The sequence below is a fragment of the Streptomyces sp. HUAS ZL42 genome, assembly GCF_040782645.1.
Classification (GTDB): Bacteria; Actinomycetota; Actinomycetes; order Streptomycetales; family Streptomycetaceae; genus Streptomyces.
The window spans coordinates 9,255,112-9,269,635 of record NZ_CP160403.1 but is presented as its reverse complement, the minus strand read 5'-3'; the positions used below and the strand labels follow the sequence as shown (position 1 = coordinate 9,269,635).

The following is a 14,524-nucleotide window of genomic DNA, read 5'->3' as shown; positions in this document are numbered from 1 at the left end:
GGGTTTCAGCCGGTCTCAGCCGGGCTCAACGATGCCGTGGTCCCCATACAGGAACGATGGTGCGCCCTACCGAATCGGAGGTGGGGCCTGCTACACCCCGTGGGTGGGGTTGCCGCGCTCCGATTCCGCCGCCGGCAGCCACACACGCATCGTCGAGGGCCCGCGGTTCGCCCACGAGCGGTAGGACACCAGCACGATCCCGGCGCGGTCGGCAGCCGTCGTGGTGAGGCGACGGTCGAGTGGTTCGTACGGCCATGGCGCGTCGCCCCGTTCACCGTGTGCGGCCAGTTCCCCGGCCACGACGACGGCGCCCTTCGCATCGACCGCGTCCTCCGGTTCGACGGACGGGTCCACCCGTACGGCGTCGGGTTCGTGTCCGCCGGGCAGGTCCACCGACTCGGCGCAGTACACGATCGGCCCGCGCTGGACGGCCACCGTGCCGCGCACCGCGTCGATGCAGTGCGGCCGATGCGGCTGACAGCGAGGCTGCGATCTTCCTCATGCGTGTCACGGGGACAGTCTGCAACAGCCGTCACGGGAGTCACACGGCCTGTCCTCGCTGAATCGGGCCGTGGATCGTCTGCTGCGGAAAGGCCGGTTCCACAGCGGTCGGCTTGCGGATCAGGAGCAGTGCCGCGTCGTCGTGCAATCGACCGCCCACGTATGCCAGCAGTTCGTCGTGGAGCGCGCCGAGGGTGCGCGCCGGCTCGTCGGACACGTGGCGCGCCAGCCCCTCGGCGAGCGGGTAGAACTCACGGCCGTGGTCGCGTGCCTCGGTGACCCCGTCGGTGTAGAGCAGCAGTTGATCGCCGTCGGCGAAGGGCAGCACCTGGAGGCCGGGAGTCTGGTCCGCGAGGGCGCGCAGCCCGAGGGGCGGGGCCGGATGCGTGGGCTCCACCGCCACGACGCTGCCGGATGCACGGACCAGCAGCGGGGGCGCGTGTCCGCAGTTCACGATCTCCAACTGGCCCGGGCGCGGGTAGCCGGCGACCAGGGCGGTGACGAAGTCGTCACTGCCGAGATTGCGCGCCAGGCTCCGCTCGATCCTGTCGACGACGTCGCGGAGATCCGGCTCGTCGTAGGCGGCCTCACGGAAGACACCGAGCACCAGCGCGGCGGTCCCCACGGCCGGCAGCCCCTTGCCGCGCACGTCGCCGACGATCAGCCGCACCCCGTACGGGGTGGGTATCAGTGCGTAGAGATCCCCGCCGATCCGGGCCTCGGCGGCCGCGGCGCTGTAGCGGACGGCCACCTGGAAGGGGCCGACCGTCGCCGGCACGGGCTTGAGCAGGGCGTGCTGGGCGGTTTCCGCGACCGAGCGGACGGCCGCGAGTACCCGTTCGCGGCGTCCGCGCAACGCGCTGGCCAGCCCGCTCGCCAGGGTGACGGCCGCCAGGGCGGACAGTACGGCGGCCAGCTCGCGCGCCGGAACACCGTCCCGGGTTCCGAGCGTCGCGCCGAGCACCGCGGCGAGGAGACCGACGTACAGGACGCCGCGCGGCCCGTTGGTGGTGGCGGCCAGCGCGGGCCCGGCCGCCAGCAGGGGCAGCCAGATCATCCCCGCTCCGCCGACGAGGTCGACGACAACGACGACCGCGACGAACAGCACGGGCAGTACGGGCATCCCGGCGGCCAAGGGGGCGAGGGCGCGCCTGCGGACCACATCGCCGAGACAAGCCGGTCGATTCCTGAACGGGCGTGTCGGCCAATGGTCGCCGCCGTGGTCTCGGGCCTGGCTCATATTGTGTCCGCAGTCCTCGTCTGTGTACGGGGCACTCCCGGTGAATGCCTGTTTCATCCAGGAAACGGGTTCGGCTCCGGTGTCACAAGAAGAGGGTTTTCAGATAGTGAGCGACAGGCCCCGGGTCACACGACTCGCCGTCGGGATCAGCCGGTCCCGGATCTCCTGCAGCCGCGAGAGCCGGTCCGCCGGCAGGGAGACGCCGAGCGAGCCGAGGGTGTCTCCGCTGTAGACGGGTACGGCGACGCAGACGGTGCCGAGGGAGTACTCCTCCATGTCCGTGACGGCCGGCGCCACGGGTGAGGAGTCCAGTCGCCGGAGCAGTTCCGGCAGGCTGGTGATCGTCCGTGGTGTCAGGTCGGCGAGGTGATGCCGGGAGAGGTAGTCCTTGCGGGCCTCGTCGTCCAGTTCCCGCAGGACCGACTTGCCCAGCGCGGTGGCGTGCCCCGCGTCCTCGAAGCCCACCCAGAGGTCGACGCGGGGCGCCCGGGGGCTGTCGACGATCTCGGCGACGCGGATCTCGCCCTCCTCGTAGAAGGTGAGGTAGGCAGCGGTGGCGAGTTCGTCCCGCAGCGCGGCCAGCGTGGGGCGGACCCGGCTGAGCAGCGCCTGCCCTCGGCCGGTGGTCCGCAGCGTCTGCAGCTTGTCACCCAGGATGAACCCGCCGTCGTCCAGCTTCCGCAGATATCCGTCGTGGACGAGCGTCCGCAGCAGGTGATAGGCGGTGGCCAGGGGCAATCCCGTCTCACGCGCCAGCTGCTTCGCCGGCGCGCCGTTGTCGTGCGCGCTCGCCGCCTCCAGCAGGCGAAAGGCCCGCTGGACGGAGTTGATCAGCGTAGGGCCGTCGTGCTCACCCATACGACCAGCCTGCGTCAGGCACACGGCGCAGGCAAGGTGAGCTCTCCCGGCCCCCTCTCCTCCGCCCATGACCCGCCGGCCGCGGCCCTGCGACCTTGCCCACCCCGCCGACGGCCTGTGACACCGTACGGCCCCCGCCGCGCCGCCGGTGGGCGGCCGTACGCTTGCCACCGTGGGAGACGACGACATCCTGGACACCCCGGACAGTCCACAACCGCGCCCCCAGTCACTCATGCTCGCCTTCTTCGGCAACCACGTCCTGGAAGAGGGCAACCTGTGCGTCTACTCGGGCAGCATCATCGATGTGCTCGGCCGCGTCGGAGTCGGTGAACAGGCCGTTCGCTCCACGCTGACCCGCATGGTCAACCGGGGCCTGCTGCAGCGCCAGCGCGAGGGCCGCAGGATGTACTTCGGCCTGACTCCGCAGGCCACGCGCGTCCTGCACGACGGCCGCACCCGTATCTGGCTGCAGGGCGCGGTCAACGACGACTGGGACGGCTCCTGGACGCTGCTGGGTTTCTCCCTGCCCGACTCCTGGCAGCGCCGGCGCCACGACCTGCGCTCCCGGCTCACCTGGTCCGGATTCGGCGTGCTGTACAGCGGGCTGTGGATCGCCCCGGGGAACGTCGATGTATCCGCCGTCGTCTCCGAACTCGGGCTCGCCGCCCACGTCAAGGTCTTCCATGCCCAGGCGGACGAAGCCACCGACATCGAGTCGATGATCCGCGACACCTGGGACCTCGAGAGCATCGCCGCCCGCTACGTCACCTTCGACAAGCGCTGGACCGCCCACCTCGGCTCGGGATCGGGAGACGACCCGATCGGGACGCGGTTGCGGCTGGTCAGCGAGTGGCTGTGGACCATCCGTACCGACCCCAGGCTCCCCGCTCGCCACCTTCCCCCCGCCTGGCCGGCCCGTCCCGCCCGCGAGACGTTCCGCCGTGTCGCCGACCGGACCGCGGCGCCCGCGCAACGGATGGCCCAGGAACTCCTGGAGACCGCTCCGCTGCGGTAGGGACGGTCCCCTCCCACCACCGCCTCAGGCGTCGTCCTGCCCCGTGGAGGTCGCGCATGCCAACGGCTGAAAGGTGCGCCGGAAGTACAGCAGGGGCTGGTTGTCCTCACGTTGTGCTGCCTGCCGTGGAGAAGCAGGGCGTTCGTCGCCGACACCCTCCTCCACCAGGGCGCGGAGCAGGTGAAGTCGCGCAACGCGGTGCTCCCATCGGCTCAGCGCCCTGAAAACAGGTCAGGCCGGTGGCTTCCACGATCGGTCGCGGCCCGCCAGACCCAGTGCGCGGTCAAACAGCGGTGCGGAGGGCGGCACGCTGACTTCCGGGCCGTACACCCCGTACTTTCTGGCAAGCTCGGCCCTCCCCGCGACGTCCTCGTACAGCGCCGCCGCGAGCTCGTCGTCCACGTGCCACTGCTGCCCGGTGGCCATCGCCAGGTCCCAGCCGTGCAGCAGCCACTCCCCCAGGACGATTCCGCCGACGAAGGGGGCCGGCGTGCCCCCGCTCCCGCTCAGCGACGTCTCGCCCGTCCATGCCTGCGGATCGCTCCATGCGGTGGCCGTCGCCGCCGACCGGGCGGCGTATGCCTCGGCCCAGCCCGGCTGCGCGGTGAATGCATGGCCTTCCGCCACCTGATCCGGCCGATCCCGCGCCGGCTGTTTGAAGGCGGCGGCGTACGCCCGCTCACCGGTCTGGAAGATCAGGTGATTCACGAGCTCCCGGACAGTGAACTCCCTGCAGGGGGTGGGCGCCTCGAACCGGTCGGGCCCGATACCGCGCACGATGCCCACGGCCGCCTCCGAGGCCCGGACCATGACGGATCTCAGCTCCATGTCGTACCTTTCCGCATCGCGTGAGGACACGGTAGGCAGGACGCCGAAGACGAGGCTTGAAGAAACGCGACGGCGGGCCGACCTCGACCCATATGCCGACTCCCGGCTACGCGGCGAAGCCGATGTTGGTGACGTACTCGTACTGGCCCCACTCGGAGCCCAGATCGACGACCGCGTCGTTCACCCAGGCCTCGTCGAGGGCCTCGTAGTCGTCCGCCGCCCACGCGTCGACGACGCGGTCCCAGTGGCGGACATTGAGGGTGCGGTACTCCACCACACGCTGACGGGGGCGGTCCACCTGGGACTGGTTGAGCGGGTGGAACTCCACCCGGGTGCCGCGGCCTTCACGGTTGAGCCGGGTCAGGAGGTAACGGGCGACGTTGTGCCGGCGCACCGTGCGGTAGGCGGCCTCGATCCGCTCGAGGTTCTTCCTCGACGGGCTGCGCCTGCCTACCAGCCACGCCTTCAGCGTGCGCTCGGTGACCGCGAGGCCGGCCTCGCGGGCCGCCGCGCGGGCGTGGTCGGTACGGGTCAGGTAGTGCAGTCGGGCCAGCAGGCCACGGCGTGCCGTGACCGGGGTGGCGATGAACCCGGCCAGCGCGTCGAGTTGCCGGGCCACGGCCTCATGGCCCTTGATGCCGCGGGCACCGTACCTGCCGAACTCGATGTTGCGCTCTGGCACGCCGGGCACTCCTTCCTTCGCCCGGCAATCTACCGGGCGGGCTCCTCACCGACGGTGTACGTGTCCTTGATCTTCACCTCGGAAACTCCGCGTCCCTCCGGGAAGACACGCCTCCAGTCTCCGATCACGTGCAGCTCGTCCGTCCCCATGGCCCGCACGACCATCAGCCCCTCCTCGTGCGCCTTGTACGCCTTCATCCACAGGTTGGCGAAGGCCTGGGAGCGGATCAGGTGCATCCAGTCGGGACGGTACAGCTCCCGGTTGTAGTTCGACTCCCCCATCGTGGAGACGAACTTGGCGTACATCGCCTTCACGTACTCCAGCGTCACCTCGTCGTCCTCGGTGATCGCCCGGTCGCGGGCGTCCTTCAGCGCGACGCGGAACTTCTCGAGCAGGTTCTCGGTCGCGCCCGAGGTGAACGACTCGTGGATCTCCGGCGGTTCGCACAGCCCGTACTTCGGCCCCGACAGGCGCAGCAGCAGACGCAGGGTGGGCTCGGTCACCCACAGCGGGCCCGGCTCGTCGCGGTTGCCGAGGGGGTTCGGAAGGACCGCGCCGTGCTCCCACACCGGCGGGGTGATCAGGTGGACGCCGGCGCGGCGGCGGTCATGGCCGAAGCCGGTGGAATGCTCCAGCTGGCCGATCGGCAGGTGTGTCTTGAGCGCTGACAGATAGGCGCCGTTGATGTCGAGCGCGGTCACCTCGTGCGCTCCGGGCGGCAGTTCGGTCCGGGCCCATTTCGGGCGGGCCTCCCAGATCTGGTCCGCGCCTCGGGCGGACTGCTTGCGCAGGATGTCCGGGATCCACGGGTGCGCCACGACGTCGTACCGGCCGCCCTTCCGGGTGGCGTCCAGCAGCGCCATCGCATCCGGGATCGCGCGCCTCACCAACGCGGCCGTGGCCGCGTCGACATCGCCCTCGTGCTCGGCGAGCGCGGTCGCCACCGCGGCTGCGATCAGGTCGGGGGTGTCGGACGCTGCCTGCATACGGCGGCCGGCGGGAACGACCTTCACCGGCTTGGGCCGGCCGGTGCCCGCCGGAGGGCCGGCCGGAGTGGGGCGGACCGGCTGCGGTACCGGCACGGGTGTCGTGGTCCCGCACTCGGCCGGGTCCAGGTGCTGGGGGAAGCCGGCGACCTGGTGGCGGGCCGGGGTGCCGCACAGTACGCAGGGCTGGGGCTGCGGAAGGGCCTCGACCTCTTCCGTACCGCCGTCAGCACGCCAGGACTCCGCTGCGTCCGCATCCCCGTCCTCGTCCTGCACGCTGTCAGCTGTGCTGTCCGCGCCCTCCGCGACGGCGAGTGTCGCCTCCCGGGCTTCCAGCTTGGCGCGCGCCCCCTCCAGGAAGTAGGCGTACCTTTCCCGTACCTCACCGCTCGGATCACGGCCGGACTCCCATCCGCCGACCGTGGACGGACTCACCCCCAGGGCCTGTGCCACCTGCGCACGCGACAGGTTCAGCCCTTCACGCAGCGGCCGCCGCTCCTCCACGCCGGGCAGCGGAACCGCCTGCCTGGCAGCGGCCAGCAGGGCGTCGATCGCGTCGAAGTTCGTCATGGTGCGGTCTTCTCCTGCTCAACCGGGCCGGCGGCGGAGACACGTCGGCCGAGCGGGCGCCGGCGGGTGTCCGGCAGGGCTTCGGAGGCCCGCGTCGGACCGGCCAACAAGTCCAACACGTCGATCCCGAAGTGCGCGGCGACCGCATCGCAGTCGTCCAGGCTCCATGCAGCGCTTCCGGACTGACGCCGGCTCACCTGGGCCTGACTCACTCCCAGGGCGGCAGCGAGGTCGGTCTGCGACTCGCCCGTGGCGTGCAGGAGCGCCGCCACCGCCGATCGGACACGATCCGCCAGAGTCATCCGCATACCGCAGAACCTATCACCCGAGTCACATGAGCTATGCAATTTTCGCATGACTCGACCATGGTTCGGAACTTGCCGCTGCCGTACCGCTCTCCGGCATGACCTGGAAGTACGACAAGGTCTTCAAGGACACCGGCGCGCTGTCCGGCCCATGCCCACCTCACCGAGGTAGTCGCGCTGTGAAGGACCACGCCGAGGAACACATCCGGCTGCGCTGGAACGGCACCGGCTGGATCACGTTGTCGTCAGCCTGAAACGCTGAGTCCCGCCCGCTCACGCCTGCCGAGCACGACCTTGACCGGAAGCAGCACGAGCCAGCCCCACATGACTTCGGGGCCGGTCACCAGGGCGACGGGGACGGTGATGACGAAGACGGTCACCGTCACGGCGAGCTCGAGGACGGAGAGGCTCTCCAAGCGCGACGACGCGGAGCCGCACAGCCAAGGGCGGCGCTTCAGGACCAGAAGCAGGGCCAGGTGATCCGCGCCGAGCGCGGCCACCGTCGCCGAGTAGAGGGCGACCGAGGCGGGCTTGTCGGCGTACTCGGAGATCAGGGCGGTGGGAAAGGGCACAAGCGCCGCGATGCCCAGGCCGAGCAGACACAGCGAAACCACTTGCCCGTCCACCTGTGTGACGGCCCGGAAGATCCTGAGGTGATCGCGCCAGAAGCCCGCGAGCACGAGGAAGCTCAGTGCGTAGGCCCCCAGGTTGGGCAGGAGGTCGAGCAGGGCGTCGTCGTACTGACCGGAGTTCAGGCCTCTCGGTACGGAGAGGTCCAGTACCAGCAGGGTGATGGCGATGGCGAACACGCCGTCCGAGAGGGCCAGGAGCCGGTCCGGCCCTCCATCCGGGGTTGGTTTCCGCATGCGAACCACGTTAGGGAGCCCCCGGCTCTCCTGGCGGACCGTCGAAGCACGCCGTCGCCCGAACGGCCCAGCGGCCGGGGGACGACGGGCGTCCCGCCCCTTGACAAGGGAGAGAGGGAGGCACCCCGCCCTGCCACCGTCAGGGTGCGCCCCGCTCCCCCGCGGGCAGCCGGCGGGAAGATGCGGGGGCTGGTCTTTCGGGGCACGGTGTGAGGGGGCGGGGGCCGTTCACCGGCCGATTCTTGCCGTGCATCGCACTAGCCGAAGGAAACGTGATGGCCGTAGCAACAGAGATGCTCGTGCCCGCGCTCCGCGAGGTCCGCGAGGCCCAGGCCGCGCTTGCCGACCGTTGCAAAGCTCACCTCGCGGTCACGCCTCCCGGGGAGTACCGGGAGGTCCTGGAGCGCCGCGTCGGCGACGCCCGGGGCCACGTGTACCGAATCGACGAACGTCTGGCCACGTTGCAGCCCCGCGGGGTGATGCAGACGGTGCTGGGGAGCGTGTGGCAACTCACCACCCAGACCGTCCGGCTGCCCTTCGACGCGGCCATGGCCGTCCCGGCCACCGTCTGGCGCAGGCCGGGGAAGGCGACGGAGTTCCAGCTGCTGAAGAACGCCCAGGACGAGTACGCGGTCACCGCGTTCGCCGTGGCCATCTGCCGGGCAGCCGAGCGCATCGCCCTGGAGGCCGAGGACGCCGTGAGCGCGGAGCTCCTCGGCTCCATCCGCCGGGAGGACGAGGAGGCGCTGGAAGAGCTCGGCGGCAGCCTGGACCGGCACGCCGAGGCAGCGGTGGCGGCCGCCGAGACGGTTGACGGCCAGGGAGCGGCCGGTGCCGCCCAGGCGGTCCGTGACTGGAGCAGCTGGCTGCGGGAAACAGCCGAGCGCATGCCCGGCGTGGACCGGCTCCAGGGTGCGCCCGAGGGGGCCCTCATCACGGAGGACGAACTGCCGATCCCCGACTACCGCAGGCTCAGCACCCGGATGATCCTCGACCGGTTGCCGCACCTGCCGCAGACGGATCTGGCCACCATCGGCGCCTACGAGCGCTCCCACGCCGGCCGGACCGCGATCCTGAGCAGGATCGCGGACCTGCTCGGACCCGTGCCCTGGCCCGGCTACGACAGCATGAACGCGGAAGAGATCCGCAAGCGGCTCGCCGCCGCCGAGGAGAGCCTCACCAAGCGGGTGCTGGACTACGAGCGTCGCCATCAGGCGCGGTCCACCGTCCTCGCGACGGCCGAACGAGTGCACGCCTGACTGACGGGCCTCGGTCGGGGTCTGCGTCGCGCCCCTGGGATCACGCGGGAGACCGCGGGACCCGGGGGCGTCGGCGCTGGTAGGTCCACAGGTGGTCGACGAGGGTGAAGCCGAACGACTCGAACAGCCGGGTGGCGGCCGCTCTGTCGGGATCGGCCTCCCGGGCGTCCTCGACGACGAGAGCGACCTCGGCGGCGCCCAGTTCGGCCAGCAGGGCCAGGGCCTGGCTGAGCACCTTGCGTCCCAGTCCGCGGCCACGATGGGTGGGCCGGGTCTCGATCCAGTACACGGTCGCGGTGCGGTCGGGGCCGACGCTGACCACGGCTTCGGCGACCGGCTCGTCGGACTCGTGGATCACCAGTCGGTGGCCCGGCGGGACCTCGCAGGGAAAGACGTCTGCCACCAGCTTGGTCCGAGAGGGTTCGGCGGGTAGCGCACAGTGCAGGTAGCGGCCTTGGTGGCGGCCGGTGAAACCGGTCTGCAGCAAGGCCTCGTGGGTGGCCGCTCGGTGGGTGCGGGGAAGGCCGCCCGGCCCCAGGGGACCCGGCGGAGCTCCGACGTATGCCTCGGTCTGCGGACAGGCGTTCAGCTCGGCCAGGGCGTGGCCGAGCAGGGCACGCAGGGCAGGGAGATCCTCGTGACCGTGAACCCAGCAGATCAGGCCGGTGTGCACATCCGACCAGGACAGATACGCGATGATGCCGCGGGGGCGGTCCCCGGGGTCGGCGAGGACGCTCATCCGCGACCAGGCCGGCGCTGCCAAGCCCGCCGCGGGCACAGTGCGCCCTTGCGCCCCGGCCAGTTTCTCCGGGGTGCAGTACGGCTGGCCCGGCAGCCGATCGGCATCGATCAGCTCTCGCACCGCCGATTCGTCCTCGGGGCGATACGGGCGTACTGCCGTCGGGCCGCTCTCGGGACCGGGTGCAAAGACCATCCTGTCCGTCCGCACACACGCTGGTGTTCTACCGGCTCCTTATCAGAGTCCTCCGTTTTCACCCCGTTGTCACGAGGAGCCTCCGGCTGCGCTCCGGCGCACCGCGGCCTCGCGCGGCAGGGCGCTGCCCTGTGGGCGGGACACGGCGGAAGCGGCCTGCTGGGTGGCGGTCAGCAGTGCGCGCACCTGGTCGATGACCGGATGGTGCAGGGGAAGCGTCAGGTGGCCGACGCCGGGCACGAGCACGTTGCAGGCCTTGAGGTCGGGGTGTTCGATACGAGCCCTGGCGGCGGGGATGACGGCCTCGTCGAGGTCGCTGTAGAAGGCCACGAACCGGGTGCGGCAGCCGGGGGCCGGCTCGGCCAGCTCTGTCAGCAGTTCGCTTCCCGGGCGGAGCTGGCGCAGCAGCGGATGGGGCGGGGCGAGCAGGGCCGTGGCGGTCCCGCCGTGCGGGGTGGCCAGCGTGATGACCAGCGGCACGTACGCGTCTCCGCCGAGCCGCTGTACGTAGTAGCGGGCGATCAGGCCGCCCAGGCTGTATCCGATCAGTACGGCCGGCCGTGGCGCCGGGCCGCCGGTGCACGCCTGCTCCACCTGTTCGCCCAGTACCCCTGCCGCCGTGCGGATGTCCGGGGTGAACGCGTTGTACGCGACCGGGATCAGAGGGCCCACGCCGCAGCCCAGCAGCTCTCGCTGGAGTGGCGAAACGACCGATACCCCGTCGGCCAGGCCGTGCACCAGCAGCACCGGGAGCCCCTCGTCGGCGGGCGGCATTTCTTCCGCATCCGTCGACCACCAGGGCAGGACGCGACCCAGCCGCCCGGTCAGCTGCCCGACGCCCTCGGCAGCCATGTCGAGGGGGAGCTTGACCAGGCGCAAGGCGGCTCTGCCTGCCTCGACGCCGACGCCGCGCACCGGTGACAGCCCTGGCACCGACAGCTGCGGCCTGACCGGAATGCCCGTAACCGTTCACCTTCCCTTCATAAGGCCCCATTCATCCCATATAGCGATATCACGCCATTCACCCTTAGTATCTCATCTCTTCGGCGTTTCCCCTTCGTTCACGCCATACGTTTGCCTTAACCCACGTTCATCCGTTATGGGAACGCGACTCCACGCCTAAACATCCGATGATTGCGGGCCCCGCAGGACGGGGCGGCGCTTTCGACCTACGGTGATCTGAGGGAGGCCCGCGGGCCCGACCCGATCCCTCGAAGGAGGCTGCGATGGAGGAGCAGCACTACGTCTGGGTGACCACACGCCGCATCCAGCCAGGCGCTTTGGACGATTTCGAGCGGGCATGGCGGCCGGCCTCTCACCCGCAGGGCATGCACCGCGCCTTCGCCTACTGGTCCGAGGACGGACAGCAGATCACGGGAGTGTCGTTCTGGGCGTCCAAGGAAGCGTGCGATGCCTGGCGCTCCTCCGAGTCGGAGGCACAGCGTCGGGCGGCCATGGCCCCGTTCGTGGTCGAGGAACAGGAAGGGTTCTACCGCGGGCGCGAGCTGGCCGTTCCCGGCCGCTAGGGACTCCGGGGCGACGAGGCTCGCGACACCTTCGGCCATCAGGGCTCTCTCAACGGGCAGTTATCCGTCTGTTTCAGTAGCTTTGGGCCGGAAGATTCCGAGTGTCCTGCGGCGGGCCGGCACCATGGCCGGGCCGTGGGGACAACGTGCCGTGGAAGGAACGCGCGTGCTGCCGATCGGATCACTGGAGAGCCTGCTGAAAGCCATTGGCGAGCAGGCGACCCGCAGCCTGCTCACCATCGCCCCTCAAGTCGGTGCGGGCCATGCCCGGCGCAATGCCGAGCAGGCCGCCGCGGCGGTTCGCGCCGAGCGACGCGAACTGGATGAAGTGTCCACGTGGTTGGCCGAGCGCGAGCTGCCTCGCGCCCCGGGCCTCTGACGCCGCAGCCGGGTTCTACGCCACGGACGGCCCCGGGGCATGGCTGAGCCACCATCAGCCCTGCCCCGCGGCGGGCGGCGGCGGCGAGCCGACCCCACGAGGGGTCAGGCGCGCGTTTCGCAGGTCGCGGCGAACTGGTCGGCCGCCGCGAGGTCGAAGTCGCCGTGGTCGCTGCCGAGGCCCCGGGCCACCAGAGCCGCCGCGGCGCTGCCGAGCACGGCGGCCTCGCGCGGGGTGCGGCCCAGGCTCACCCCTCGGAGGAAACCGGCCGAGAAGGCGTCGCCGCAGCCGGTGGTGTCCACCACGTCGATCGCGAAGGCGGGGACCGTCTCGGTGCCTTCGGTGGTCGCGAGGAGTGCGCCGTCGCCGCCGCGCGTGACTGCGACCACGCCGACGCCGGCGTCGAGGAGCTTCTTCACGCCGGTCAAGAGGTCGTCCTCGCCGGTGAAGCCCAGGACCTGGTCCTCGTTGGGGAGGAAGTGGTCGGTGTAGGGCAGGGCCGTGGCGATCTGCTCGAAGCTGCCGAGCACGCCGGGCGCCAGGAGGTCCACGGACGTGACCACGCCGTGTTCCTTGGCGTGCGACAGGATGCGCGTGGCGGCGTCGACGCCGATCAACTCGGGGCCACCGAGGTGCAGGTGGGTGGCTTCGGCGATCACGTCCCAGGGGACGTCATCGAGGCCGTAGGTGATGTTGGCGCCGAGGAGGTGGAGCGAGGGCCGGTCGCCGTTGGGGCGGATGGGCAGGACGCTCGCGGAGGTGGGGGTGTCGGCGCGGCGGACGAGGTGCTCGGTGTCGATGCCTGCCTTGGCCAGGAGTTGCACGAGCATGTCGCCGGTGGGGTCGTCTCCGATCGCCCCTGCGCTCCGTACGTGGGCGCCGAGCTTGGCGAGGGTGAGCGCGGTTCCGCCGGCCGTCCCGGCTGCGGTCATCCGGATGTCCTCCACCAGCGTGGCACCCTGGCCCTCGGGTATGGCCTCCACCGGCCGTACCAGCACGTCCAGCACGTGCACGCCCATCGTGACGACCTTCATCGGTTTCCCTCCTGCACGGGTGGTACGGGTTGGGTGGTGCCGTAGTTGCGTGCGATGGCGGCCTCGATCACCGCGAGCTGCTGCTGTTCGTCCAGGACGCGGGGCTGTCCGAGGGCGGCCGCCCGCTGGTAGACGCCGCAGGCCCACTCGAGCAGCAGGGCGTTCTCGACCGCCTTGTCGAGTGTCGGCCCGTGGGTGAGCGCGCCGTGGTTGGCCATGAGTGCGGCGCTGCGGCCGTCGAGCGCGGCCAGTACCGACGCGGCGAGCTCCGGGGTACCGAAGGTGGCGTACGGGGCGACCCGCACGGTGCCGCCGAGAGCGAGCAACTGGTAGTGGATGCACGGGAGTTCATCCAGTACGCAGGACAGCGCCGTCGCCATGGGGGCGTGGGTGTGGACGACCGCACCGGCGCCGTAACGGCGGTAGACACCGAGGTGCAGCTCCAGTTCCGAGGTGGGCCGCAGGGTCCCGGCGACGATCGTGCCGTCGAGGTCGACCACTGTCACCTGGTCCGCGGTCAGTTCGGCGAGGACCGAACCGGTCGCGCTGACCGCGACCCGCTCCCCCACGCGTACGCTGACGTTCCCGGCCGTACCGATGAGCAGGCCCTCGGCTCCCAGGCTGCGGCACGCCTGCGCCACGGCGGCCCGTTCCTGACCCAGCGCCTCGCTTGAGTCGGTCATGTGCGCGACGGTAACGTAAACATGAAACAAAGTCACGTTCAGATTCGGAGGCTGTTCCGTGGGCGAGCCGACCGCAGACGCCGGCGGCACCTGGAGCGTGGCCCTGCGCCGCACTCCCCAACAGGCGCGCAGCAAGGCCCGTCTGGCCCGGGTTCTGGAGGCCGCGGAGCGCGTACTGGTCGAGGAGGGCGTGCAGGCGCTCACCACGACACGGGTCGCAGCGGCGGCGAAGGTGTCGGTCGGTTCGCTGTACCAGTACCTGCCCGACCGTGAGGCGATCATCGACGCCCTCGCGGGACGCTACTTCGCGAAACTCGAGGCCGTCATGGACGACCTCGTCCAGGCCGCGGCGCAGCAGCGGTGGGACGACCCGGTCGGTGTGCTCATCGACGCCTACGCCGGGATCTACCGCACCGAACACGGCTTCCGCGCCCTGTGGTTCGGCAGCGGCCTGACCGAGCAGACCCGTGCCGCCGACCGCGAGCACAAGCGCCGGATGGCCGACGGGATCCGCCGCATCCTGCTCGGTCTCGGCGTCACCCTCGACGACGGGACACTCGGCCGGGTCTGCCACGCCGCGGTCCTCGCCGCCGACGCGCTCGCCCAGGAGGCTTTCCGCCGCACCCCGGAGGGCGATGCGGATCTCCTCGACGAGGCCAAGGTCATGCTCCGCGGGTACCTCGCCGACGTCACGGCGCGCCACCAGGAGGATCCGGCCTCGGAGTGATCCCGGTGCCGGCCGGCCCGTCCAGGAGTTCGCCACTCGAAGAGCCCAGCGGATGCCCCGAATGCCTCAGCCCCGGGTGGTCGGCCGGGTCCTCCCGGCGCAGAGTGATCTTGCTGTTGCTGTGATCATCC

Annotated in this window: 18 protein-coding genes; 6 read left to right on the top strand and 12 right to left on the bottom strand. The window is 70.9% G+C overall.

The features are described from left to right. Positions 1-90: 90 nt before the first annotated feature. The 3 genes from ABZO29_RS42360 to ABZO29_RS42350 form a co-directional block, all read right to left on the bottom strand. A complete protein-coding gene (locus tag ABZO29_RS42360) occupies positions 91-447 on the bottom strand; it encodes a hypothetical protein (RefSeq protein ID WP_367325520.1) in 357 nt (118 codons plus the stop codon). Positions 448-541: 94 nt separating this feature from the next. Beyond that, positions 542-1,624, bottom strand: coding sequence for a PP2C family protein-serine/threonine phosphatase (locus ABZO29_RS42355; RefSeq protein ID WP_367326394.1), 1,083 nt, complete (start codon positions 1,622-1,624; stop codon positions 542-544). Between the two features lie 216 nt (positions 1,625-1,840). Beyond that, positions 1,841-2,599: an IclR family transcriptional regulator gene (locus ABZO29_RS42350; protein ID WP_367325519.1), complete on the bottom strand. Its 759-nt coding sequence runs from the start codon at positions 2,597-2,599 to the stop codon at positions 1,841-1,843. A gap of 172 nt (positions 2,600-2,771) precedes the next feature. Here ABZO29_RS42350 and ABZO29_RS42345 point away from each other — a divergent pair, with 172 nt between their 5' ends. Next, on the top strand, positions 2,772-3,614 hold the full coding sequence (locus ABZO29_RS42345; RefSeq protein WP_367325518.1) for a PaaX family transcriptional regulator C-terminal domain-containing protein: 843 nt from the start codon (positions 2,772-2,774) through the stop codon (positions 3,612-3,614). Positions 3,615-3,845: 231 nt separating this feature from the next. Here the strand turns inward: ABZO29_RS42345 and ABZO29_RS42340 are convergent, their stop codons facing one another. The 4 genes from ABZO29_RS42340 to ABZO29_RS42325 all read right to left on the bottom strand — a co-directional run bounded on the left by ABZO29_RS42340 (position 3,846) and on the right by ABZO29_RS42325 (position 6,988). Beyond that, a complete protein-coding gene (locus ABZO29_RS42340; protein WP_367325517.1) occupies positions 3,846-4,442 on the bottom strand; it encodes a TIGR03086 family metal-binding protein in 597 nt (198 codons plus the stop codon). 106 nt (positions 4,443-4,548) lie between these two features. Beyond that, complete coding sequence (locus tag ABZO29_RS42335; RefSeq protein WP_367325516.1) at positions 4,549-5,124, bottom strand: transcriptional regulator; 576 nt, start codon at positions 5,122-5,124, stop codon at positions 4,549-4,551. A 29-nt stretch (positions 5,125-5,153) separates the two neighbouring features. Beyond that, positions 5,154-6,680, bottom strand: coding sequence for a helix-turn-helix domain-containing protein (locus ABZO29_RS42330; RefSeq protein ID WP_367325515.1), 1,527 nt, complete (start codon positions 6,678-6,680; stop codon positions 5,154-5,156). Next, positions 6,677-6,988, bottom strand: coding sequence for a helix-turn-helix transcriptional regulator (locus tag ABZO29_RS42325; protein ID WP_367325514.1), 312 nt, complete (start codon positions 6,986-6,988; stop codon positions 6,677-6,679). The genes ABZO29_RS42330 and ABZO29_RS42325 overlap by 4 nt, the downstream gene beginning before the upstream one ends. Before the next feature lie 95 nt (positions 6,989-7,083). Here ABZO29_RS42325 and ABZO29_RS42320 point away from each other — a divergent pair, with 95 nt between their 5' ends. Then, on the top strand, positions 7,084-7,239 hold the full coding sequence (locus ABZO29_RS42320; RefSeq protein WP_367325513.1) for a hypothetical protein: 156 nt from the start codon (positions 7,084-7,086) through the stop codon (positions 7,237-7,239). On the opposite strand, the gene ABZO29_RS42315 is transcribed toward ABZO29_RS42320, so the two are convergent. Then, on the bottom strand, positions 7,231-7,851 hold the full coding sequence (locus ABZO29_RS42315; RefSeq protein WP_367325512.1) for a TMEM175 family protein: 621 nt from the start codon (positions 7,849-7,851) through the stop codon (positions 7,231-7,233). The genes ABZO29_RS42320 and ABZO29_RS42315 overlap by 9 nt on opposite strands. Before the next feature lie 275 nt (positions 7,852-8,126). On the opposite strand from ABZO29_RS42315, the gene ABZO29_RS42310 reads away from it, so the two are divergent. Next, complete coding sequence (locus ABZO29_RS42310; RefSeq protein WP_367325511.1) at positions 8,127-9,110, top strand: hypothetical protein; 984 nt, start codon at positions 8,127-8,129, stop codon at positions 9,108-9,110. A gap of 40 nt (positions 9,111-9,150) precedes the next feature. Here the strand turns inward: ABZO29_RS42310 and ABZO29_RS42305 are convergent, their stop codons facing one another. After that, the gene (locus ABZO29_RS42305; RefSeq protein WP_367325510.1) at positions 9,151-9,972 is read right to left on the bottom strand and encodes a GNAT family N-acetyltransferase; all 822 of its coding nucleotides are present in this window, start codon (positions 9,970-9,972) and stop codon (positions 9,151-9,153) included. Between the two features lie 141 nt (positions 9,973-10,113). Beyond that, positions 10,114-10,923, bottom strand: coding sequence for an esterase/lipase family protein (locus ABZO29_RS42300; RefSeq protein ID WP_367325509.1), 810 nt, complete (start codon positions 10,921-10,923; stop codon positions 10,114-10,116). A 347-nt stretch (positions 10,924-11,270) separates the two neighbouring features. On the opposite strand from ABZO29_RS42300, the gene ABZO29_RS42295 reads away from it, so the two are divergent. Both ABZO29_RS42295 and ABZO29_RS42290 read left to right on the top strand, forming a co-directional pair. Next, positions 11,271-11,570 carry an antibiotic biosynthesis monooxygenase gene (locus ABZO29_RS42295; protein WP_367325508.1) on the top strand — a complete coding sequence of 100 codons (300 nt, stop codon included), beginning with the start codon at positions 11,271-11,273 and terminating at the stop codon, positions 11,568-11,570. 166 nt (positions 11,571-11,736) lie between these two features. Continuing rightward, a complete protein-coding gene (locus ABZO29_RS42290) occupies positions 11,737-11,949 on the top strand; it encodes a hypothetical protein (RefSeq protein WP_367325507.1) in 213 nt (70 codons plus the stop codon). A gap of 104 nt (positions 11,950-12,053) precedes the next feature. On the opposite strand, the gene ABZO29_RS42285 is transcribed toward ABZO29_RS42290, so the two are convergent. Then, positions 12,054-12,983 (bottom strand): carbohydrate kinase family protein, encoded by a 930-nt coding sequence (locus ABZO29_RS42285; RefSeq protein ID WP_367325506.1) that lies wholly within the window; start codon positions 12,981-12,983, stop codon positions 12,054-12,056. Then, a complete protein-coding gene (locus ABZO29_RS42280) occupies positions 12,980-13,666 on the bottom strand; it encodes a class II aldolase/adducin family protein (RefSeq protein ID WP_367325505.1) in 687 nt (228 codons plus the stop codon). The genes ABZO29_RS42285 and ABZO29_RS42280 overlap by 4 nt, the downstream gene beginning before the upstream one ends. A gap of 58 nt (positions 13,667-13,724) precedes the next feature. Between ABZO29_RS42280 and ABZO29_RS42275 the strand changes: the two genes are divergently transcribed. Beyond that, positions 13,725-14,393 (top strand): TetR/AcrR family transcriptional regulator, encoded by a 669-nt coding sequence (locus ABZO29_RS42275; RefSeq protein WP_367325504.1) that lies wholly within the window; start codon positions 13,725-13,727, stop codon positions 14,391-14,393. Positions 14,394-14,524: the final 131 nt, after the last annotated feature.